We start from the raw sequence: 21,703 nt of genomic DNA, 5'->3' as shown, positions 1-21,703 counted from the left end.
AGCCGCGCGGCCGCCCGAGGCGAAGCGGGCGAGCGCGGCGCCGCGCACTACCCTGCGCGGCGGATGTCCGCCCAGCCCCCGCCCGACGCCTACGCGCCGACGCTGCTCGGCGTCGTCAACGTCTCGCCCGAGTCGATGGTGACGGGCTCGATCGCGCGCTCGCGCGACGAGGTGGTCGCGCGGGCGCGCCGGCTGCGCGACGCGGGCGTCGCCGTCGTCGACCTCGGCGGGCGCTCCATCACGCCCGATGCGCCGCTCGTCGACGACGACGAGGAGCAGCGGCGGCTGTGGCCCGCGCTCGAGGCGCTCGTCGGCGAAGGCTTCCGCGTCTCCGTCGACACGTGGTCGTCCGCGACCGGGTGCGCGGCCATCGAGCGCGGCGCTTCGATGGTCAACTTCACCGGCGGCGAGGCGAGCGCCGCGCTGCTCGCGGCCGCACGGCGCGCCGGCGCCGCGCTCGCGCTCACGTACATGCCCTACGGTGATGCGTACCGCATGCGCAGCGCGGCGCGCGTTCCGTACCGCATCGACGCGATCGTCGCGCACCTCGGCCCGCGCGTCGCGCGCGCGCGCGACGCGGGCGTCGAGCGCGTGATCGTCGACCCGAACCTCGGCATCCTCCACCCCGATACCGAGGACGAGACCAAGATCCATCTGCAGCTCGACGTCGTCTGGAACACGGAGCGGCTGCGCGGGCTCGGCTGCCCGCTGCTCTACTATGCGGCGCGCAAGCCCGAGCGGCTGGCGCGCATCATGATGGCCTCCGCGGTGCTGCACGCGCGGCCCGAGTACGTGCGCACGCACGAGCCCGAGACGATCCGCAAGCTGCTCGCCGCGGCGCGCGAGTCCGAGCTCGGCCGGGGAGGCCCGGCGGCGCCGCGCACGGACGGGACGACGACGGGGCTCGCGACGGAGGACGGCCCGTGACCGAGCTTCCCCTCGAAGGGCGCACGGCCCTCGTGACGGGCGCCGCGCGCCGGACCGGTCGCGCCCTCGCGCTCGCGCTCGCGCGCGCGGGCGCCGACGTCGCCGTCCACTTCCACACGAGCGAGCGCGAGGCCGCCGAGGTGGTCGCCGAGATCCGCGGGCTCGGCCGCGCGAGCGTGCCCGTGCGCGCCGACCTGACCGACGCCGCCGACGCCGCGCGCGCCGTCGACCTCGCCGCGAAGGACCTCGGCCGTCTCGACGTGCTCGTCAACAACGTCGGCGTCATCGTCTGGAAGCGGATCGACGAGATCGAGGTCGACGAGTGGCGCGCGTCGCTCGCCGGCACGCTCGATGCGACGTGGCACACCTGCCGCGCCGCGCTCCCGCACATGCGCGGGCAGGGCTACGGCCGCATCGTCAACGTGCTCGACGCCGACGCCGACCGCCTGCGCGCGACGCCGCTCGCGACGCCCTACAAGATCGGGAAGACCGGCTCGCTCGTGCTGACGCAGACGCTCGCGCAGACGGAGGCGCCGCACGGCATCACCGTCAACGCCGTGTCGCCCGGAACGCTCGAGAACTCGCAGGTGAAGCCTCCGCTCGAGCGCATCCCGGCCGGCCGCTACGGCACCACCGACGACCTCGCCGCCGCCGTCCTCTTCCTCGCGAGCGAGGCCGCGGCCTACGTGACGGGGACCAACGTCAAGGTCTCGGGCGGCTACTTGATCTAGCGCGCGCGCGGGCCCTAGGATCGCCGCGCTCGAATGGCCGAGCGCGCCCCGGGAGCCCCATCGCATGCCGACCCCGAAGCCCTTCCGCATCCACGCCTCCGACGAGGCGCTCGACGACCTCCGCCGGCGTCTGCGCGCGACGCGCTGGCCCGAGAAGGAGTGCGTCGACGACTGGTCGCAGGGCATCCCGCTCGCCTACCTCCGCGAGGTGTGCGCGTACTGGGCCGACGGGTACGACTGGCGCGCGCGCGAGGCGCGACTCAACGCGTTCGATCAGTTCCGCGTTCCCGTGCAGGGGCTCGACATCCACTTCGTGCACGCGCGCTCGCCCGAGCCGAACGCGCTGCCGCTCGTCGTGACGCACGGCTGGCCCGGCTCGATCGTCGAGTTCCAGAAGGTGATCGAGCCGCTGCGCAACCCGCGCGCGCACGGCGGCGACCCGGACGACGCGTTCCACGTCGTCTGTCCGTCGCTCCCGGGCTACGGCTTCTCCGACAAGCCCTCGGCCACGGGCTGGGGCGTGCAGAAGATCGCCGACGCCTGGGGCGAGCTGATGCGAGGGCTCGGCTACGAGCGCTACGTCGCGCAGGGCGGCGACTGGGGCGCGATGGTGACGACCTGCATCGGCGCCCAGGATCCCGAGCACTGCGCGGGCATCCACCTCAACATGCCGATCGCGCCGCCCGACCCCGAGACGATGGGCGACCTGACGCCGCAGGAGCAGTCCGCGATCGCCGGCATGTCCGAGTACATGGAGTGGGACTCGGGCTACTCGAAGCAGCAGAGCACGCGCCCGCAGACCGTCGGCTACGGGCTCGTCGACTCGCCGGCCGCGCAGGCGGGCTGGATCCTCGAGAAGTTCTGGAGCTGGACGGACTGCGACGGCCACCCGGAGAACGTGCTCACGCGCGACGAGCTCCTCGACAACGTGATGCTCTACTGGCTGCCGGCGACGGGCGCGTCGTCGGCGCGCCTCTACTGGGAGAGCTTCCGACAGCCGCCGATGGACACGGTCCGCGTGCCGGTCTCGTGCAGCATCTTCCCGAAGGAGATCTTCCGCACCTCGCGCCGCTGGGCGGAGAAGCGCTTCGAGAAGCTCGCCTACTTCAACGAGCTCGCGAAGGGCGGCCACTTCGCGGCCTTCGAGCAGCCGGCCACGTTCGTCGACGAGGTGCGCAAGGCCTTCCGGCACGCTCGCTAGGCGAGCAGCGCGCGGACGCGGCGCGGGCGTCTACAGGAACAGCGAGAGGACGAGCCCCGCGCCCGCGCCCGCGAGCGCCTTGCGTCCGAGACTCGTCTTGAGATCCGGCACGGCGATCCGCGCGAGCGACTCGAGCGGCTTCATGCCGTCCGCCACGCGGCGGATCACCGGGAACTCGACCTGGCTCGCGAACACGGCGAACCCGAACGACGCCGCGACGATCGCGACCTGCCCGGGCGTGGCGAGCGGGAGCGCCGCGAAGAGCAGCGCGAACACGAGCCAGTGCGCGAGGTTGCCGCCGACGCTCATCGCCTGGAACTGGCTCGGCTCGTTCTTCTCCATGTCGAACACGAAGAGCGGGAGCGACGAGGGCTTGCCGAGCGGCGCGATCGCGCCCGCCCAGCGCGCGCCCGCGTAGTGGCCCCACTCGTGGATCAGCGCCGTCACGAGCGCGCCGACGAGCACGCCGTCGACGACGGAGACGACGGCCGCGAGCCGCAGTCCCGTGAGGCCGTACCACGCGTCCGCGGCGGCGAAGAGCGAGAGCGCGGCGGCGACGACGGCGGTGTCGCGCAGCGCGGGGATCCACAGCGCGGGCGGCGCGGGCGCCTCGCTCGCGGGGGTCGGGCCCGCCGGAGCCTCGGCCCCGGGAGCGCCGTACGGCGTGCTCGCTTCGGTCATGGCGTCCTCCTGTCGTCGCGCTCGTCGCGCTCGGCGCGCGCGGATCGCTCGTTCCGCACGCGCCGCAGCGTACCACCGAAGCGCGCGCCCGCGCGGGCGGTGCGGCGCGTCAGGCTCGGCCGGCCTCCTCGGTCGCCGCGGGCGCCCCCGCGCCGGCTCCGCCCGCCGCGCCCGCGAGCCCGGCCTCGTGGTCGAGCACGCCGAGCTGCGCGATGTCGCGCTCGATCCCGGCCCGCATCGCGCGCAGCCGTCGCGCCTCGTCGGCGCGCACGCGCAGCATCAGGAACGCGCGCACCTCGCGCCCGAGGCTCTCCGTGCGCTCGTGGAAGAGCAGCGCGGCCCAGCCGGTCGCGGGCGCGAGCGCGAAGGCGTAGAGCGCGGCGGCCGCGCCGAAGCGCGACGCCCACCACGCGAGCGCGCCCCACGCGACCGGGAACAGGAAGAAGCCGCCGAGCAGCTTGAAGGTCGCCGGCTGGTCGGGCGTGTCGCGCACGAGGTTCGCGACGAGGCCGGCCGCGCGGTAGGGCACGTAGTTGAGCACGAGGCCGATCCCGGCGACGGGCAGCCACAGCGGTAGCCACGGCACGCGCCCGCGCAGGTAGCGGAGCACCTCGCGGCGCGGGTAGCGCGCCATCAGCTGGTCGTCGCGCACGCCGAGCCGCTCGAGCCGCGCGAGATAGCGCTCGACCTCCGCGCGCACGGCGTCGACGCGCGCGGGCTCGCGGGCGCGCAGCCGCTCGTAGGCCGCGCCGAAGCGCTGCCGCAGCGAGAAGCGCTCGCCGAGCCCGCCGCGCCCCGGCATCGCGGCCGCGTCGCTCGTGCGCGCGAAGACGTCGACCGCCGCGTCGACGAGCCGCGCGTCGTCCCACGAGGCGTACTCGAGCACGACGCCGGCGAGGGCCTCGCGAATCGCGTCCGTGAGCGCGCGGACGGCGTCGCGCTCGTCGGCGTCCGCGCGCGCGACGAAGGGCGCGAGGTCGATCGGCGGCCCGACGCGCACGAGCACGCGCGAGCGGAAGCGCGGCTTGTCCTCGAAGGTGAGCCCGACGGGGACGACGGCGACCGCGCGCGAGCGCGGCCGGCGCGCGGCGCCGAGCGCGATGCGCGCGGCGCCCGTCTTGAGCGGCTGGAGCGCCGGCTCGTCGTGGCTGATGCCCTCCGGAAAGAGCGCGATCGCGCCGCCCTGCTCGAGCACCTCGAAGCAGCGCGCGAAGGTCGCCTCGTTGCGGCTCGTGTCCGTGCCGTCCTGCGCGCGGTAGACGGGGATCGAGCCCGCGAGCGCGAGCAGCGGCCGGACGGCGGGGTTGCGCCAGAGCGTCGACTTGGCGAGGAAGCGCGGCACGCGCGGCAGGAAGGCGATCGCCGCGAACGGATCGACGAGCGCGTTGCCGTGGTTGCCGACGAAGACGACCGGCCCGCGCGGCGGCACGTGCTCGCCGCCCACGACCTCGACGCGACGGAAGAAGACGCGGAGCACCGCGTGTGCGAGCGCGCCGACGACCCGGTCGCGCAGGCTCATGCGGCGCGGGGCGTCGCGCGCGTCACGCGCGCGCTCCGCGCGGCGCGCCCTGTGTCACGATGCGGCACGCGCCGAGCATAGCCGCGCGCGACGGAGGAGCCTTCCCGTGCGATCCAACTTCTGCTTCGACTTCGTGATCCTCGTCGCCGATCACGACGCCAACGTCCGCAAGTACCGCGAGCTGCTCGGCATCGAGCCGATCGAGCTCGCGCCCGAGAGCCTTCCTTCGGCCGACACGCGCTGCACGGTGTTCCCGCTCTGGAACGAGGGCGACCGCGGCATGGTGCTGAGCCTCGTGACGCCGGGCGACCCGGACAGCGCCCAGGGGCGGCAGCTCGCGCGGCGGGGCGAGGGGCTCGCGCTCTTCGGCATCGACGTGGACGACGTCGACGCGCTCGTCGCGCAGGGGCGCCGCGCCGGCGTCGAGTTCGCGAGCGACGAGCCCCTCCCCTACGACTACGGACGCATGGTCTTCGCGCGGCCCGCGACGACGAACGGCATCCCGTTCTTCTTCTCCACGCACCGCGAGGGCTGGTGGCGCAAGACGCTGGACGGCGGCCGCGGCTGACCGCCGCTCGCCTCGCGCGGCGGCGCCGCGTGCGCAGCTCCGGCGCCAGACACGCGATCTCGCGCCGCGCGCGCCGCCCCGCGGGCACCTAACGAAGCGACCTATCATCGGCTCGCGATCCGTAGTAGGTTGCCGGAGTCGCCGACTGCGCGCGGGCCCGTCCCGGCGCCTCTGCCGGGCCCGACCCTCGCGGTCGCCGACGGAGGAACGCCATGAGCGCAACCCACGCGACCCACGTCCCGCACGCGCACCCGAGCCACGCCCCGCGCGTGCCCACGGCGGCCGACATCATGCGCCGCACGCTCGTCACGCTGACGCCGGAGATGCCGATCTTCGACGCCGTCCGGACGCTCCTCAAGCACGAGATCTCGGGCGCGCCCGTCGTCGACGCCGACGGCCGCATCGTCGGCATCTGCTCGGAGCTCGACTGCCTGCGCATCCTCGCGTCGGGCGAGTTCTATGCGGACGACCATCGCGAGGAGGGCGTCGTCGCCGACTACATGAGCACGCGTTTCACGTCGGTCGGGCCGCAGGAGGACATCTACTCGCTCGCCCACGTCTTCCTGACGCGCTCGCTGCGCCGCCTGCCCGTGATGGAAGACGACCGTCTGCTCGGGCAGCTGAGCCGACGCGACGTGCTGCGCGCGATGGAGGAGCTCGGAGCGCGGCGCGCGCGGCGGCGGCGCTACCCCGACTATCGCGAGCCGGCGGGCGACGTCGGGCCGCGGCGCGCGCCCTAGCGCCGGGGTCGACGCGCGCGGCACGCCGCGCGGTGCGGCCGCATCGAGAGGCCCGGCTTGCCGAGGCCTGCTAGGCCGCGTCGCGCGCGCGCTCGGCGCAGGCGCGCTTCTCGGCCTCGGAGCACGGGCAGGCGCCATCGGGGCGGCCGCCGCACGAGCCCTTCAGGTGGCGGCCGCCCACCATCGCGCCGAGCGACATCGCGAGCACGACGATTCCGAACACGGCGGCGGTGGCGACGACGACGGTCATGGTCGGCTCCCGATCCCGGCCGGCGCGGGCGCCGGCGCGTCCTGCGCGAGGTAGGGCTCGAACTCGCGCGTCATGCGCACAGTGAAGCTCGCCTCGCCCGACGCGCCCGTCCCGCCGCTCGGCGCGCCGTCCATGGACGGCAGGGCGGCGTCTCGCACGAGGAAGTACGCGGGGAGGCCCTTCGACGCGGCGAGAGAGTACCCCTCCTCGGGGCCGAGCACGTCGAGCGCGGTCGCCCACGCGTCCGCCCACGCGGCCTCGGGGTGGATCACGGAGACCGACGCGAGGCGGTGCTCGATCGGGTGGCCCGTGCGCGGGTCGATCGTGTGCGAGAGGCGCCGGCCGTCGCGCTCGTAGTAGTTGCGGTAGTCGCCCGACGTCGCCATCGAGACGTCGCGCAGCTCGACGACGCGGTGGACGCGCCGCGCGTCCGCCGGCGCGTCGGGCGCCTCGATCGCGACGCGCCAGGCGCCGCCACCCGGGCGCTCCCCGCTCGCGCGCAGCTCGCCGCCGACCTCGACCAGGAAGCGCTCGCGCCCGGCGGCCTCGAGCCCGCGCGCGACGAGGTCGACCGCATAGCCCTTCGCGACGGCCGAGAGGTCGACGCGCACGTCGGGGCGGCTCTTGCGCACGGTGCGCCCGAGCGGCCCGAGCGCGAGCTTGCGCCAGCCGGTGCGCTCGCGGAGCGCGCGCAGCACGGGGCCGGCGGGCGGCTCGCGCCGGCCCTCGCTCCCGAAGCCCCAGGCGTCGACGAGCGGGCCGACCGTGACGTCGAAGGCGCCTCCCGACTCCTCCGCGACGCGCTGCGCGATCTCGAGCACCGCGTACGTCTCGGGCGAGAGCGCGAACGAGTCCGTGCCTTCGTGCGCGTTGAAGCGCGACAGCTCGGAGTCGGGCTTCCACGTCGACATGAGGCGATCGACGCGCTCGAGCCGCTCGGCGATCGCGTCCGCGGCCGCGCGCTGCGCGGCGGCGTCGAGGCCCGGGTCGGCGAGCTTGACCGACCACGTCGTGCCCATCGCCGCGCCCTGGAGCTCGACCTGCTCGCGCTCGGCGCGCCCGCCGTAGAGCCACAGGCTCGCGCCGCCGAGTGCGAAGAAGAGCAGGCCGAGCACGAGCCGCGCGCGCGGCGAGAGCTCCTTGCGCGGCGGAATGGGCGCGGAGGTCAACGGACCGGGCTTCGGTCTAGCCGAAGTCGTCGAACAGGATGTTCTCGGGCTCGACGCCGAGATCCTCGAGCATCTTCTGCACGGCCTGGTTCATCATCGGCGGCCCGCACATGTAGTACTCGCAGTCCTCGGGCGCGGGGTGGTCCTTCAGGTAGTTGTCGTAGAGCACCTGGTGGATGAAGCCCTTCTTGCCCGTCCAGTTGTCCTCCGGCAGCGGCTCGGAGAGCGCGAGGTGCCACTGGAAGTTCGGGTTCTCGGCGGCGATCGAGTCGAAGTGGTCGACGTAGAACGCCTCGCGCAGGCTGCGCGCGCCGTACCAGAAGCTCACCTTCCGCTTCGTGTGGAGGCGCTTGAACTGGTCGAAGATGTGCGAGCGCATCGGCGCCATGCCGGCGCCGCCGCCGACGAAGATCATCTCCTTGTCCGTGTCCTTGGCGAAGAACTCGCCGAACGGGCCGGAGATGGTGACCTCGTCGCCGGGCTTCAGGCTGAAGATGTACGAGGACATGACGCCCGGCGGCACGTCGGGCTGGCGCGGCGGCGGCGAGGCGACGCGCACGTTCAGCATGATGATCCCGAGCTCCTCGGGATAGTTCGCCATCGAGTACGCGCGCTCCTGCGGCTCGGTGACCTTCGACTCGTACTGCCAGAGATTGAACTTGTCCCAGTCCTCGCGGAACTTCTGCGCGACCTCGAAATCCTTGTAGCGGACGAGGTGCGGCGGGCACTCGATCTGGATGTAGCCGCCCGCGCGGAACGGAACGACCTCGCCCTCGGGCAGCTCGAGCACGAGCTCCTTGATGAACGTCGCGACGTTGTCGTTCGAGCGGACGCGGCACTTCCACTTCTTGACCGAGAGCACCTCCGGCGGCACCTCGATCCGCATGTCCTGCTTGACCTTCACCTGGCAGGAGAGCCGCAGCCCCTCGCGCGCCTCGCCGCGCGAGATGTGCGACTCCTCGGTCGGCAGGATCGAGCCCCCGCCGTCGAGCACGGTCAGCTTGCAGACGCCGCAGCTCCCCTTCCCGCCGCACGCGGACGGCACGAAGATGCGGTTCGCCGCCAGCGTCCCGAGCAGCGTCGAGCCGCTCTTCGTCGTGATCGACTGGTCGGGGTCGTCGTTGATCGTGATCGTGACGTCGCCGCTCGCGACGAGCTTCGCCTTCGCGGCCATCAGCACGAGCACGAGCGCCAGGATGATCAGGATGAAGCCGACGACGCCGGCGATGACCGTTTCCATCAGAGCTGGATCCCCGAGAACGCCATGAAGCCGACCGACATCAGGCCGACCACGATGAAGGTGACGCCGAGGCCGCGCAGCGGCTCGGGCACGTTGCTGTACTTGAGCTTCTCGCGGACGGCGGCGAGCGCGATGATCGCGAGCGCCCAGCCGATGCCCGAGCCGAGCCCGAAGACCGTCGCATCGGCGAGCGTGTAGTCGCGCTCGACCATGAACAGCGAGGCGCCGAGGATCGCGCAGTTCACCGCGATCAGCGGCAGGAAGACGCCGAGCGCGTTGTAGAGCGCGGGCACGTAGCGGTCGAGCGTCATCTCCACGATCTGCACGGCCGCCGCGATCGTCCCGATCAGCGTCAGGAACTGCAGGAACGAGAGATCGAGGTCGGGGAAGCCGAGCCACGACAACGAGCCGGGCTTCAGCACCGCGTCGACGAGCGCCTGGTTCAGCGGCGTCGTCACCGCGAGGACGAACGTGACCGCCGCCCCGAGACCGATCGCCGTCTCCACCTTCTTCGACACGGCCAGGAACGAGCACATGCCGAGGAAGAAGGCGAGCGCCATGTTCTCAACGAATATGGCCTTCGTGGCCAGACTCAAGTAGTGCTCCAACATGGAACGCCTCCTCGACTTGTTCGGGCTTGTAGCTGCGCACGATCCAGATGAAGCTGCCGATCAGGAAGAACGCCGCCGGGGCGAGCACCATGAGGCCGTTCGGGACGTACCAGCCGCCCTCCGTCACCGGCTTCAGGATCGTGATGCCCCAGAGCTTCCCCGAGCCGAACAGCTCGCGGAGCACCGCGACGACGACCAGGATGAGCCCGTAGCCGAGCCCGTTCCCGACGCCGTCGAGGAACGAGACCGCGGGCTTGTTCTGCATCGCGAAGGCCTCGGCGCGCCCCATCACGATGCAGTTCGTGATGATGAGGCCGACGAAGACCGAGAGCTGCTTGCTGATCGTGAACAGATAGGCCTTGAGGATCTGGTCCGTCACGATCACGAGCGACGCGATGATCACGAGCTGGACGATGATGCGGATGCTCGAAGGGATGTAGTTGCGGATCGCGCTCACCGCGAGGTTCGAGAACGCCGTCACCGCCGTCACCGCGATCGCCATCACGACCGCCGTCTGCAGCTTCGTCGTCACCGCGAGCGCCGAGCAGATGCCGAGCACCTGCAGCGCGATCGGGTTGTTGTTCACGAGCGGGTCGAGCAGGACCTCGCGCGTCGTCGCCGTCGCCATCAGTTGCCTCCCGTTCCCATTTCGGCCCGGAACTTCTCCAGATAGGGGCCGAAGCCTTCGTCGGAGAGCCAGAACGCGAGCGTGTTCGTCACGCCGCGGCTCGTGAGCGTCGCCCCGGAGAGCCCGTCCACGTGGTAGGGGTCGTCCTGCGGCGAGCCGGCCTGCCCCTTCTTCACCTGGATCGCGACGTCGCCCTTCGGCCCGAAGGCGCGGCGCCCCTCCCAGAGCGACTTCCAGCGCGAGTTGTCGACCTCGCCGCCGAGGCCCGGCGTCTCGCCGTGCTTGTAGAACGTGATGCCCGCGATCGAGTCGGCGTCGCGCCGGAGTGCGAGGAAGCCGTACAGCGTCGACCACAGCCCCTTGCCGTGGATCGGCAGGATCAGCTCCTCGACGTGCCCGGCCTCGTCCTTCACGTGGTAGACGACGCCGACGTTCGGCACGCGCCGGACCTGGGCCTTGTTCGCAGGCGCCTCCCGGCTCTTCTCCGGATCGGAGACCTCGAGCTTCGGGTCGATCGTCGCGGCGTCGACGCCCTCGACGTAGTCGCCCGTCGCGAGGTCGACGGCGCGCGCCTCGATGCGCGAGCCGTAGAGCTCCTGGATCCGCTCGCGCGTCGCGCCCGAGCCTTCCTCGAGGAGCCCCGCGAGCACGAGCACCTTCTCCTGCACGTCGAGCTGCGCGTTGAGCTCCTGTCGCTCCTTGAGCGACACCGCCGCGGCCGCGACGAAGATCGAGCACACGCCGCAGACCGCCGCCGCGAACAGCACGATGTATCGCGAACTATGCTCCACTGCGGGCGAGCCTCCGCTGGATGTTGGCCTGCACGACGAAGTGATCGAGCAGCGGCGCGAACATGTTCATGAACAGGATCGCGAGCATCATGCCTTCCGGGTACGCCGGGTTCACGACGCGGATGAGCACGACGAGCGCTCCGATGCCGAAGCCGTACTGGAAGCGCCCGCGGTCCGTGAACGCGGACGAGACCGGGTCGGTCGCCATGAACGTCATGCCGAACGCCCAGCCGCCGAGCACCATGTGCCAGTAGAACGGCACCGCGAACATCGGGTTCGTGGTCGACCCGACGGCGTTCAGCAGGAGCGACAGGACGGTCGTCCCGACGAAGACGCCCGACACGGTCGCGAACGAGCCGACGCGCGTCGTCAGCAGGACGGCGAGCCCGAGCAGCGCGGCGAGCGCCGACGTCTCGCCCATCGAGCCGGCCTCCCAGCCGGCGAAGCAGTCCCACCAGCTCGCGTTCGCGAGCGCGCCCGCCGACGCCGCCGCCTGGCCGAGCCACGTCGCGCCGCTGAACGAGTCGACGTGCGCGAGGTTCGCGGCGATCCACGGCGTGTCGCCGCTCATGAACGCCGGGTACGCGAAGAACAGGAACGCGCGCGCCGTGAGCGCGGGGTTCAGGAAGTTCATGCCGGTGCCGCCGAACACCTCCTTCCCGAACACGAGGCCGAAGGCCATGCCCAGCATCACCATCCAGAGCGGGATGGTCGGCGGCAGCGTGAGCGGGAGCAGGAAGCCCGTGACGAGGAAGCCCTCGTTCACCTCGTGGCCGCGGATGATGGCGCCGCCCACCTCGACGAGCGCGCCCACCGCGAAGCCCGCCGCGAGCACGGGCACGAAGTAGAGCCCGCCGAACAGGAAGCAGAGCAGCGGGTTGCCCGGGTCGAAGCCGAGCCCGAGCGCCGTCCACAGCGCCGTCTGCCAGGTGTCGAGCGGCGCGGCGCCCTTGCTGATCGCGTGCAGCGCCTGGAAGCCCGTGTTGTAGTGCGCCATCAGCACGCACGGCTGCAGCGCGACGACGACCGTGATCATCATGCGCTTCAGGTCCATGCCGTCGCGCACGTGCGGCGCCGTGCGCGTGACCTGGCCCGGCGTGAACATCGCCGTGTCGTGCGCTTCCCAGAGCGGATAGAGCTTCTCGAGCGGCCCGCCCTTCTGGAAGAGCGGGTCGACCTTGTCGTGGAGGTCGCGCAGGAACTTCATCCGGAGCTCAGCCTTCCTTCTCGATCATCTCGAGGTTCTTTCGCAGGAGCGGCCCGTAGTTCGTCTTGCCCGGGCAGACGAACGAGCAGAGCGCCAGGTCTTCCTCGTCGAGCTCGAGCGCGCCGAGCTTCTCGGCCTGCTCGATGTCGCCGACCGCGAGCGAGCGCAGCAGGAACGTCGGCAGGATGTCCATCGGCATCACGCGCTCGTACATGCCGATCGGCACCATCGCGCGCGGCGACCCGTTGGTCGTCGTCGAGAACGGGAACTTCTTGTTCGAGAGCAGGCGCGACAGGTAGATGGGCGCGCTCGAGAACGCGTCGAGGCCGGGCGTGAGCCAGCCCATGAACACGCGCTCGCGTCCCTCGCGCAGCACCGTCACCTGGTGGTGGTGGCGCCCGAGGTAGCCGAACACGTCGTCGTTCGCCGTGCGCCCGCCGAGCACGGAGCCCGCGACGAGGCGCTTCTCGACGCCCGCGCCCTCGTCGCCCGCGAGGTCGAGCGTGCTCGCGCCGAGCCGCGACGCGACGAGCTGCGGCTCCGCGACGACGGGCCCCGCGATCGAGACGACGCGCGCGACGTCGAGCACGCCGGTCGCGAGCAGCGAGCCGATCGCGATCACGTCCTGATAGCCGATCGTCCACACCGTCTTCGCGCGACCGACCGGGTCGACGAGGTGGATGTGCAGCCCGGCGAGGCCGGCCGGATGCGGCCCCGCGAACTGCTGCACCTCGACCTTCGCCGTCACGTGCTGCGGGATCTCGGACGTCGCCGCGACGCACAGGTGCGTCGCACCGCTCGTGAGCTTCGCGATCGCGGCGAGGCCGCGGTCGAAGTCCTCGCGGCGCCGCTCGACGACGACGTCGGGCAGCGGCGCGAGCGGGTTCGTGTCGATCGCCGTGACGAAGATCGAGTGCGGCTCCGTGTCCGGCGCGGGCACCTTGCTGTACGGGCGCGTGCGGAACGCCGTCCACTGGCCCGACTCGACGAGCAGCGCGTGCACCTGCTCGCGCGTGAGCGACGCGGGGTCGCCGCCCTTCCACGACGGGAACGTCTCGAGCTCGTGCGCGGCGGGCGCGCCCGCGCGCTCCCCATCGGAGAGATGGATCACGATCGATTGCAGCGCGCGCTTCGCGCCGCGGTTCACCGCGACCACCTTCCCCGCGCCCGGCGCCGTGTGCAGCACGCCCGGCGTCTTGCGGTCCTCGAAGAGCACCTGTCCGCGCTTCACCGTGTCGCCCTCGGCGACGCGCATGGCGGGACGCATGCCCGGGAAGTCGTCGGCCATCACGGCGACGCGCGACGTGCCGCGCGCACCGCGCAGCACCTGCAGCGGCGCTCCCTCGATCGGGAGATCGAGCCCCTTGCGAATCGTGTGCAGTGCCATTGCGTTCGCTCGACGACCTCTCGCTGCGCTCGCGCGCGACGTCGCGCGAGCTCGATCGAGACACGGAAGGCCGCGACGCCATCGGCCGCCGCGGCCCGGAAGTGCTGTCCCTCGCAACCGCGCGAGCGATCGCGCCGGCGACCGCGAGGTGCGATGCCCGGCGCGCGCGAAGCCCCTGCCTGCGCGCGTGCGGGGTGGAGGGCGGCGGGAGTCTATCGGCCAACCCGCGCGCTAGCAGCCGCCCGCGCGCGATTTGCCCGCCCGCGCGGGGACGCCGTCCGAGCGGCGACGCGACGCGACGAGCGGACGCGGCGCGGCCCGCGTACGAGCGGCGTCGCGCGCGTCAGCGCACCGCGGGAGCGACGCGCTCGATCGAAACCGGGATCGCGCTCATCCGCGGAATCCCCGTGTACGGGTCGAAGTCGCGGTCGCTCGCGACGAGCCGGCCCGTGCTGCTGCCCGACGCGTCGAGCCGCGCACAGGCGGCCGCGAGGTCGGCCTCCTCGCCCGCGTCGTCCCCGTCGCTCGCGGGGAGGTCGCCGAAGCCGTGCGCCATCGAGACGACGCCGCGCCGCAGCTCGGGCGCGGGCTCGACGCGCCCGAGGATGGCCGCGCGGTCGGACGCGATCCGCACGACGTCGCCCGCCGCGAGCCCGAGCGCCGCGAGATCGTCGGGGTGCAGGAAGGCCGGATTGCTGCGCCGCCCGCGCGCGAGGGCCTCGATGTCGCGACCCGAGGAGTTGTAGACGTTCGGAAGCCGGCGCGAGACGAGGCGGAACGGGCGCGCGGCGTCGCGCACCGGCACGCCGTCGGCCCCGAGCGGCTCGGCGCGCACCTCGGCGAGCTCGGCCAGCATCGCGGCGTTGCCGACGTCGAGGCGCGCGTCCGCGCCCGGGTCGGCCGGCGCGACCCGCCCCGCGCGCTCGCCCTCGGCCGCCGGGAAGAGCGCGCCGTGCGGGTGGCGGCGCACCTCGTCGAGCGGGACGCGCGAGCCCGCGAGCAGGGCGTCGAGCACCTCGTCGGTGGAGGGCTTCCGCGCCATGTCGACCTTCACCGCCTCGCGCGGCGCGCGCAGGACGCCGGCCTCGGGCCGCGTCGGGTAGAGCTGGAGGGCGAGCCCGAGCCGCTGCGCGAGCCCGTAGAAGAGCTCCCATTCTTCGATGACGTCGGCGCCCTCGGGCGGGCGGGCGACGACCGGCGTGTACTGCGCGTAGGGCTCCGAGTAGCCCATGGCGACGTAGGTCTGCTCGATCGCCTCCATCGACACCGAGGCGCCGGGCACCTCGAGGGACAGCCGCGGTGCCACGACGTAGTGCGCGAGCTGCGAGGTCGCCGAGAGGCGCGGGTCGATCGTGACGAGCAGGTCGAGCGCGCGCATCGCGCGCACCGTCGCGCGCTGGTCGGGCCAGGCCGCGACCGGGTTGCTTCCCACACAGATGAGCGCGCGCACGCGCCCCTCGCCGGGCGTGAGGATCTCGTCCGCGAGCGCCGAGGTGGGCAGGCCGGCGGCCGTGCTCGTGAAGCCGCGCACGCGCAGCCGCTCGCCGAAGCCCCAGGCGCGCCGCGGCGGCTCGGCCTGCGCCCTGGCCTCGGCCGGCGTCAGCAGCGCGCCCGGGTTCGGCACCGGGTCGCCGGCGCGGTTCCAGCGACCGCAGACCGTGTTGAGCGCGAGCAGCAGGTACTCGGTCAGGTTGCCGCGCGGCGCCATGTTCGGGCCCGTGCCGGCGACGCCGCAGCCGCGCCGCGCGCGTGCGAAGACGTGCGCGGCGCGCTCGATGTCGCCCGCGTCCACGCCCGCGCGCGCCGCGGCGTAGGCGGGCGTGAACGGCTCGACCGCGCGCGCGAGCTCGGCCATGCCCGCGACGTGGTCGCGCACGAAGGCGCGATCGGCGAGGTCGTCGCGCAGCACGACGTGCAGCATCGCGGCGAGCAGCGTCGCGTCCTCGCCCGGGCGCGGCTGCAGGTAGACGTCGGCGAAGCGCGCGACCTCCGTGCGGCGCGGGTCGACGACGACGAGCTTCGTGCCGCGCGCCTTCGCCTCGCGCAGGCGCCGGCCGGGGTTCGCCGCCGGGATGCCGCCCGACATCGAGATCAGCGGGTTGTTGCCGACGAGCATCCAGACGTCGGAGTGCGCGAGCACGTTGGAGCCGCCGAGCCAGCGGCCGTGCAGCGCGTTCGCGATGCTCTTGCCCGGCTGGTCGATCGTGCTCGCGGTGAACACCATGCGCGAGCCGAGGGCGACGAGGAAGCCGACCGAGAACGGGATCGCCGCCGGATGCGTCCCCGAGTAGGTGCCGACGTACAGCGCCACCGCGCGCGGGCCGTGCTCGTCGACGATCGCGCGGATGCGCGCCGCGATCTCGTCCATCGCGCGCTCGCTCGCGACCGGCGCGAAGGTGCCGTCGTCGCCGCGGCGCAGCGAGGAGAGCAGCCGCTCGCGGTGCGCGTGCTGCTCGGGGAGCCTTCGCCCCTTCGCGCACGTGAAGCCGTGATAGGCGGGGTTGTCGCGGTCGCCGGTGACGCGCAGCGGCCGGCCGGTCGCGTCGTCGACCTCGACGAGGATGCCGCAGTTCGCGTGGCAGAAGCGGCAGATCGACGCGTGCGTCGCCATGCGTCCTCCTCGGGTCGGCGTCGGCCGCGCGCCTAGCGTCCGGGCTCGGGCGCGCGCGTCGCCGCGAGCCGCGCCCGGAAGTCCTCGGTCGTGTTCGTGTGCGGGAACGGCTCGTCGGGAACGGCGACGCCGAGCGCGCGCGCGAGCGGCTCCCAGCCGTCGCCCGGCTGCCACTCGAGCAGCCGCTCGCGCGGAACGGCCGCGCGCACGCGCGCCACGTGCCGCTCGTAGGCCTCGATGCACGCGCCCTCGTCGTCGATCGCCGTCGTGAAGTGGCGCGCGAACACCGCCTCGATCATCGAGCGCCACTCGGGCGTGCCGCCCGCGATCGACGGGAAGATCGTCGCGCTCGCGCTGCGCCACCACGCCTGCGGGTCGCGCGTCGAGAGCAGCACGAGCGCGTCGGGGAAGGCGTGCGCGAGCTCGGGCCAGAACGCGCAGGCCGGCCAGTCGACGGCCGCCGCGTAGCCGTCGAGGAGCGCGCGCCAGGCGGCGCGGTCGCCGAGGGGCGAGCGCGCGGGCGCGGCGACCGGCGCGCGCGCCGCGGCCTCCCAGAGCGCGACGTGGTCGGCGTGCTGGAAAACCTCGAGCATGTGGTAGCAGGGCGCGCCGAGGAGCCGCTCGAGCGCGGCCTTGAGCGACATCGTCCCCGTGCGGCCGAGCCCGGCGCCGACCACGCGCAGCGTCATTCGCGCGCGTCCGCGGCGCTCGCCGGCTCGGCTTCGCCCGCGTCCGAGCCGCCGGCCGCGTCCGAGCCGCCGGCCGCATCCGCATCCGCGCTCCGGCGGAAGACGAACACGAAGCGGTCGGTGTGGCCGCGCACGGCGTCGTCGAAGACGCTCTTCGCGCGGTCGTCGCCGCTGCGGGCGAGCACGTCGCTCTGCGCCGCGAGCGCGAAGCCGGCGCGCTCGACGTCGCGCCGCACCTCGGACTCGTCGATGCGGTGGAGCGTCTTCGCGTCGCGCGCACCGCTGCCGGCCTCGGCGCGGTGGTCGATCACGACGAAGACGCCGCCGGGCGCGAGCGCGTCGCGGATCGCCGCGTTCATCGCGGCGCGGTCCGTCCCCTGCCAGTAGAGGTCGTGGTAGAAGAGCCCGAGGAAGACGGCGTCGTAGGCGCCGCGCTCGAGCGGGAGCCCGTCGAGCGGCGCGACGAGCGCGCGCGCGTTCGCCATGTGCGGCTTCGCGAGCAGCGCGGGAACGCCCATGTCGCCGAAGCGCTCGAGCACGTAGGGCGGGTTGTGCAGCACGACCGACCCGCTCTCGCCGACCGCGCCGGCGAGGATCTCGGCCCAGTAGCCGCGCCCGCTCGCGAGGTCGGCGACGCGCATGCCGGGCCGGATGCCCGCGAGCGCGAGGATCTCGGCCGGCCGGCGCTCCGCGTCGCGCTCGCGCGACTCGGGCGCGCGCGCGGCGTTCGCGACCGCGGATGCGATGTGGGGCGCGTCGGCGGCGACCACGGTTGGCGTGCCGGCCGGAGCGGCGGACGCGACCGCATCCGCCACCGACGCCGCGCAGATCGCCGTGCAGAGCAAGCGGACGAACATCGCGGCGAGTCTACCCCCGCGGCCCTCGGCGCGGCAGGATTCCCGCATGGTGCCCCGCCCGTCGGACGCGTCGCGGCCCGGCCGCGCGCCGCTCGCCGTCCGCGCCGGGCTCGCGCTCGTCGTCGCCGCCGCGTGCGCCGCGGGATGGCGGCTCCGCTGGGTCCTCGACGACGCCTTCATCAGCTTCCGCTACGCGCACAACGCGGTGCTCGGCCACGGGCTCGTGTTCAACCCCGGCGAGTCGCCGCCCGTCGAGGGCTACACGAACTTCCTGTGGACGGCGATCGCGACGCTGCCGATCGCGCTCGGGCGCGATCCCGTTCTGCCGATGCTCGCGCTCGGCGTCGCGCTCTGCGCCGCGACGCTGCTCGCGACGTTCGCGCTCGCGCGCCGCTGCGCCGAGCGGCCCGCGCACGCGCTGCTCGCGACCGCGCTCGTCGCGTCGAGCTACACGTTCCTGTGCTTCGCGACGAGCGGCCTCGAGACGATGCTGCAGTGCGCGCTCGTGACGGGGGCCTTCGCGCTCGCCGCCGGGCTCGACGCGCGCGCGCCCGCGGCCTGGCGGCTCGTCGCCGTCTCGCTGTGCGGCGCGGGCGCGCTGCTCACGCGCCTCGACTCGGCCGTCCCCGGGGCCGTGCTCGCGGCATGGCTCGCGTGGCGGCTGCGCGGCGCGGACGCGCGCGGGCTCGCCGCGGCGCGCCTCCTCGCGCCCGCCGCCGCGCTCGTCGGCGCGTGGCTCGCCTGGACGCTCGCGTTCTACGGCGAGCTGCTGCCGAACACGTGGTATGCGCGCGAGGCCGGGCTCGCGCTCGCGACGCGCGCGGCGCGCGGGCTCCGCTATCTCGGCGGCTTCGCGCTCGACTACGGCGTCGCGCCCGCGCTCGTGCTCGTCGCGTGGGTGCCGCGCGCGGCGCGCACGCCGCGGCAGGCGCTGCTCGTCGCGACGGTGCTCGCCTGGGCCGCCTACGTCGTGCACGCGGGCGGCGACTACATGGAGTACCGCTTCGCCGTCCCCGTCCTCCCGCTGCTCACGACGGCGCTCGTCGTCGCGGCCGCCGCGCTCGGCCGCGCGGCGAACGTCGCGCTCGCCGCGCTCGCCGTCGCGCTCGTCGCGGGCTCGGTGACGCACGGCCTGCGCAACGACGGCTCGCCGATCGGCGAAGGGCGGCTCGCGCCGGCCGACCCGCGCGCGCCCGCCGAGCCGTTCCGCACGCACTGGGAGGCGGTGCGGCGCACCGTCGAGCGCTATGCGGGAAGCGAGCGGTGGCGTTGGACACTGCCCGCGCTCGGCGCCGCGGGCTACTACACGCGCTTCCATCTCGTCGACCTGCACGGCCTCACCGACCGCGCGATCGCGCGCGAGGGGCGCGTCGCCGACATCGGGCCCGCGCACGACAAGTACGCCTCGCTCGCGACGCTGCGCGCGCGCGGCGTCACGTTCGCGAACAGCTTCGGCGACCCGTGCCACTACCGGCAGTTCTTCGGCGCCGAGCTCGACGGCGCCGCGCTCCACCAGGTGGCGTTCGACCTCGGCGAAGGGCGCCGGACCGCGATGCTGCTGCTCTACCTGACGCCCGACCCCGCCGCCGACCGCCTGCTCGCCGAGCGCGGCCGGCGCGTCGCGCTGCCGTCGGCCGCACAGTGCGCGGCCGAGCGGCGCGCGCGCGGCGAGCACTGGATCGCACCCGGCGAGCCCGCGCGCGAGGCCGACTAGCCTCGGGCCCCGGCGCGCGCGACTACGACGCGCGGCGCACGTCGACCAGGATGCCCGAGAGGTGCGACATGCTCGAGAGCCGCTCGATGTGCGCGGGGCCGTCGCCCGCGAGCACGTTCACGTTCACGCCCGGGTGCTGCTGCGCGTGGCGCAGGCCGTCCGCCTTCGCGTGGCCCCAGCACTGCGGGATCGCGATCGTGAGCGGCATCATCTCGTCCGTCACGCGCACCGGGATCTCGATCGCGCCGTGCTCGTTCGAGACGACGGCCCGGTCGCCGCTCGCGAGCCCGAGCCGCTCGGCGTCCTGCGGGCTCACGTAGGCGTAGTTCGTCGCCTCCGTCACGAGCCGCGGCGAGTTCGACGACGCCGTGTTCATGCGGCGCATCTCGCGCTTGCCGACGAGCTTGAAGCGCTGCGCGTTCGCGACCTCCTCGGCGTGGAGCGCCTCGGCGGTCGCGCCGAAGGCGGCGACGATCTCGCCGGGAGCGAGGTCGACCCGGCCGTCCTTCGTGAGCACGCGGTCGGTGCCGAGGAAGTCGCCGCCGCGCGGCGCGGCGAGGAGCATCCCGTGCGGATGCTCGCGCGTCATCTTCCGACGGCTCGGGAGGCCGGCCTGCTTGAACATGCCGTCGAAGAGCATCTCGGGCCCCGGGAGCACGCGGCCGAGCGGCCCGTAGGCCGTGCGCGCGGCGAGCTTCGCGGCCGCGTTCGCGAGCGCGTCGTCGAACAGCGCGACGCCGAGCGCCATCGCGAGGCGCGTGTAGATCCACCACTCGTGGCGCACGTCGGGCGGCGGCTCGACGACGCGATCGGCCCAGATGATGTACGGCGTCGGCGTGCAGCCGGCGAAGCTCTGCAGCGCATACGGCACCTCGCCGCGCTCGAGCCACGTCGTCGCGGGCAGCACCCAGTGCGCGAGGTTGCCGACCTCGTTGCGGAAGAGGTCGATCGAGACGAGCAGGTCGAGGCGCTCGAGCGCGCGCTCGAGACGGCCGCCCGGGCTCGAGCACGCGAGGATGGGGTTGCTCGCCTCGACGATCAGCGCGCGCACGTCGCCGTTCTCGATGTCGTCGGCGAGCATGCCCGACGGCTGCTGGCCGCTCACGGTCGGGAAGTCGTCGCGGCGGTCGTACGACACCATCATCTGCGGGTCTTCGGCGACCTGCTTCGCCATGTCGAAGAGGCCGTGCCCCATCAGCGTGCCGCCGAGCCGGTCGAGGTTGCCCGAGATCGCGTTGATCGCCTCGAGCAGCCAGAAGCAGGGCGTTCCGCTGCGGCCCTGGTTCACGCCCGTCGCCATGTAGAGCGCGGCGCCGTTCGCGCGGGCGTGGCTCGCGACGAGGTCGCGCAGCGCGGCGGCCGGAACGCCCGTCACCTCGGCCTGCCGCTCCGGCGTCCACGGCGCGACGGCGCGCTCGAGCACGTCGAAGTTCGCCATGTGGCGCTCGACGCGCTCGCGGTCGACGTGCCCGCCGCGCACGAGCTCGTTGCAGAAGGCGGCGAGGAAGAAGAGATCCGTGTCGGGGCGGATGAAGAGGTGCTCGCCCGCCGCCGCCGTCTCGACGCGGCGCGGGTTCACGAAGACGACGCGCCCGCCGCGCTTCACCACCTCGGCGAAGCGCTCCTTCGCGCGCGGCAGGTGATAGAGCGTGTTGCCCGAGACGGCCGGATTCGCGCCGAGGATCATCAGGAACTCGCTGCGATCGACGTCGGGGTGCGCGAGGCGCATCGGCGAGCCGTACATGTCCTGGTTCACGCGGAACTTGTTCATCGTGTCGCAGGTGCCGGTGCCGTACATGCGCTTCGAGCCGATCGCCTTGAAGAGCGCGCCGCGGAAGATCGGCGCGAGCACGTTCGCGCCGCCGGCCGAGCCGACGAAGTGGCCGACCGCCTGCGGGCCGTGCGCGTCGACGACCGCGGCGATGCGCGCCGCGATGTCCGCGATGGCCTCGTTCCACGACGCGCGCTCGAAGGCGCTCCCGACGCGCTTCACGGGGTGCAGGAGGCGATCGGGGCTGTACTGCACGGACGTCCAGCGCGTGCCCTTCACGCACGCATAGCCCTGGCTCACGACGTGGTCGGGGTCGGGCGCGAGCTTCGTGACGCGCCCGTTCTCCACCTCGGCGCGCAGGCCGCACGTCGCCTCGCAGACCCGACAGAACGTGTACTTCGTCTCGGCCAC

20 protein-coding genes are annotated in these 21,703 nt (G+C 73.6%); 6 read left to right on the top strand and 14 right to left on the bottom strand.

From position 1 onward, the window contains the following. Positions 1 to 63: 63 nt before the first annotated feature. The 3 genes from R3E88_02615 (at position 64) to R3E88_02605 (ending at position 2,859) form a co-directional block, all read left to right on the top strand. Positions 64 to 927, top strand: coding sequence for a dihydropteroate synthase (locus tag R3E88_02615; GenBank protein MEZ4215344.1), 864 nt, complete (start codon positions 64 to 66; stop codon positions 925 to 927). Next, positions 924 to 1,658, top strand: a complete 735-nt coding sequence (locus R3E88_02610) for an SDR family oxidoreductase (protein ID MEZ4215343.1) — start codon at positions 924 to 926, stop codon at positions 1,656 to 1,658. Before R3E88_02615 ends, R3E88_02610 begins: the two co-directional genes overlap by 4 nt. Positions 1,659 to 1,722: 64 nt before the next feature. Continuing rightward, complete coding sequence (locus R3E88_02605) at positions 1,723 to 2,859, top strand: alpha/beta fold hydrolase (protein MEZ4215342.1); 1,137 nt, start codon at positions 1,723 to 1,725, stop codon at positions 2,857 to 2,859. Positions 2,860 to 2,889: 30 nt separating this feature from the next. Here R3E88_02605 and R3E88_02600 read toward each other — a convergent pair whose 3' ends face one another. Both R3E88_02600 and R3E88_02595 read right to left on the bottom strand, forming a co-directional pair. Further along, positions 2,890 to 3,540: a hypothetical protein gene (locus tag R3E88_02600; protein ID MEZ4215341.1), complete on the bottom strand. Its 651-nt coding sequence runs from the start codon at positions 3,538 to 3,540 to the stop codon at positions 2,890 to 2,892. A 109-nt stretch (positions 3,541 to 3,649) separates the two neighbouring features. Continuing rightward, complete coding sequence (locus R3E88_02595) at positions 3,650 to 5,059, bottom strand: lysophospholipid acyltransferase family protein (GenBank protein MEZ4215340.1); 1,410 nt, start codon at positions 5,057 to 5,059, stop codon at positions 3,650 to 3,652. 106 nt (positions 5,060 to 5,165) lie between these two features. On the opposite strand from R3E88_02595, the gene R3E88_02590 reads away from it, so the two are divergent. Further along, entirely contained in the window at positions 5,166 to 5,627 is a 462-nt protein-coding gene (locus R3E88_02590) for a VOC family protein (GenBank protein ID MEZ4215339.1), read from the top strand. Positions 5,628 to 5,839: 212 nt separating this feature from the next. Then, a complete protein-coding gene (locus R3E88_02585) occupies positions 5,840 to 6,367 on the top strand; it encodes a CBS domain-containing protein (protein ID MEZ4215338.1) in 528 nt (175 codons plus the stop codon). Positions 6,368 to 6,437: 70 nt separating this feature from the next. Here the strand turns inward: R3E88_02585 and R3E88_02580 are convergent, their stop codons facing one another. The 11 genes from R3E88_02580 to R3E88_02530 all read right to left on the bottom strand — a co-directional run bounded on the left by R3E88_02580 (position 6,438) and on the right by R3E88_02530 (position 17,807). After that, positions 6,438 to 6,617: a DUF539 domain-containing protein gene (locus R3E88_02580; GenBank protein MEZ4215337.1), complete on the bottom strand. Its 180-nt coding sequence runs from the start codon at positions 6,615 to 6,617 to the stop codon at positions 6,438 to 6,440. Continuing rightward, positions 6,614 to 7,786, bottom strand: a complete 1,173-nt coding sequence (locus tag R3E88_02575; protein MEZ4215336.1) for an FAD:protein FMN transferase — start codon at positions 7,784 to 7,786, stop codon at positions 6,614 to 6,616. Before R3E88_02575 ends, R3E88_02580 begins: the two co-directional genes overlap by 4 nt. Before the next feature lie 16 nt (positions 7,787 to 7,802). Beyond that, positions 7,803 to 9,026 carry an NADH:ubiquinone reductase (Na(+)-transporting) subunit F gene (nqrF, locus tag R3E88_02570; protein ID MEZ4215335.1) on the bottom strand — a complete coding sequence of 408 codons (1,224 nt, stop codon included), beginning with the start codon at positions 9,024 to 9,026 and terminating at the stop codon, positions 7,803 to 7,805. Continuing rightward, a complete protein-coding gene (gene nqrE, locus R3E88_02565) occupies positions 9,026 to 9,637 on the bottom strand; it encodes an NADH:ubiquinone reductase (Na(+)-transporting) subunit E (protein MEZ4215334.1) in 612 nt (203 codons plus the stop codon). Before nqrE ends, nqrF begins: the two co-directional genes overlap by 1 nt. Continuing rightward, the gene (locus R3E88_02560) at positions 9,591 to 10,265 is read right to left on the bottom strand and encodes an NADH:ubiquinone reductase (Na(+)-transporting) subunit D (GenBank protein ID MEZ4215333.1); all 675 of its coding nucleotides are present in this window, start codon (positions 10,263 to 10,265) and stop codon (positions 9,591 to 9,593) included. The genes nqrE and R3E88_02560 overlap by 47 nt, the downstream gene beginning before the upstream one ends. Beyond that, positions 10,265 to 11,056, bottom strand: coding sequence for a Na(+)-translocating NADH-quinone reductase subunit C (locus R3E88_02555; GenBank protein ID MEZ4215332.1), 792 nt, complete (start codon positions 11,054 to 11,056; stop codon positions 10,265 to 10,267). The genes R3E88_02560 and R3E88_02555 overlap by 1 nt, the downstream gene beginning before the upstream one ends. Continuing rightward, positions 11,046 to 12,263, bottom strand: coding sequence for an NADH:ubiquinone reductase (Na(+)-transporting) subunit B (locus R3E88_02550; GenBank protein ID MEZ4215331.1), 1,218 nt, complete (start codon positions 12,261 to 12,263; stop codon positions 11,046 to 11,048). The genes R3E88_02555 and R3E88_02550 overlap by 11 nt, the downstream gene beginning before the upstream one ends. 7 nt (positions 12,264 to 12,270) lie before the next feature. After that, positions 12,271 to 13,644, bottom strand: a complete 1,374-nt coding sequence (locus R3E88_02545) for a Na(+)-translocating NADH-quinone reductase subunit A (GenBank protein ID MEZ4215330.1) — start codon at positions 13,642 to 13,644, stop codon at positions 12,271 to 12,273. Positions 13,645 to 13,993: 349 nt separating this feature from the next. Further along, positions 13,994 to 16,261 carry a molybdopterin-dependent oxidoreductase gene (locus tag R3E88_02540; GenBank protein ID MEZ4215329.1) on the bottom strand — a complete coding sequence of 756 codons (2,268 nt, stop codon included), beginning with the start codon at positions 16,259 to 16,261 and terminating at the stop codon, positions 13,994 to 13,996. Positions 16,262 to 16,293: 32 nt separating this feature from the next. Next, positions 16,294 to 16,950, bottom strand: a complete 657-nt coding sequence (locus R3E88_02535; GenBank protein MEZ4215328.1) for a sulfotransferase — start codon at positions 16,948 to 16,950, stop codon at positions 16,294 to 16,296. Beyond that, positions 16,947 to 17,807 carry an SAM-dependent methyltransferase gene (locus R3E88_02530; GenBank protein ID MEZ4215327.1) on the bottom strand — a complete coding sequence of 287 codons (861 nt, stop codon included), beginning with the start codon at positions 17,805 to 17,807 and terminating at the stop codon, positions 16,947 to 16,949. The genes R3E88_02535 and R3E88_02530 overlap by 4 nt, the downstream gene beginning before the upstream one ends. Before the next feature lie 46 nt (positions 17,808 to 17,853). On the opposite strand from R3E88_02530, the gene R3E88_02525 reads away from it, so the two are divergent. Next, positions 17,854 to 19,521 (top strand): hypothetical protein, encoded by a 1,668-nt coding sequence (locus R3E88_02525; protein MEZ4215326.1) that lies wholly within the window; start codon positions 17,854 to 17,856, stop codon positions 19,519 to 19,521. A gap of 22 nt (positions 19,522 to 19,543) precedes the next feature. On the opposite strand, the gene R3E88_02520 is transcribed toward R3E88_02525, so the two are convergent. After that, positions 19,544 to 21,703 carry a molybdopterin-dependent oxidoreductase gene (locus R3E88_02520; protein MEZ4215325.1) on the bottom strand — a complete coding sequence of 720 codons (2,160 nt, stop codon included), beginning with the start codon at positions 21,701 to 21,703 and terminating at the stop codon, positions 19,544 to 19,546.

The sequence above is a fragment of the Myxococcota bacterium genome (assembly GCA_041389495.1).
GTDB lineage: Bacteria > Myxococcota_A > UBA9160 > UBA9160 > UBA4427 > JAWKRT01.
Note: the sequence above shows the minus strand (reverse complement) of the source record. Positions and strands in the feature narration are given on the sequence as shown.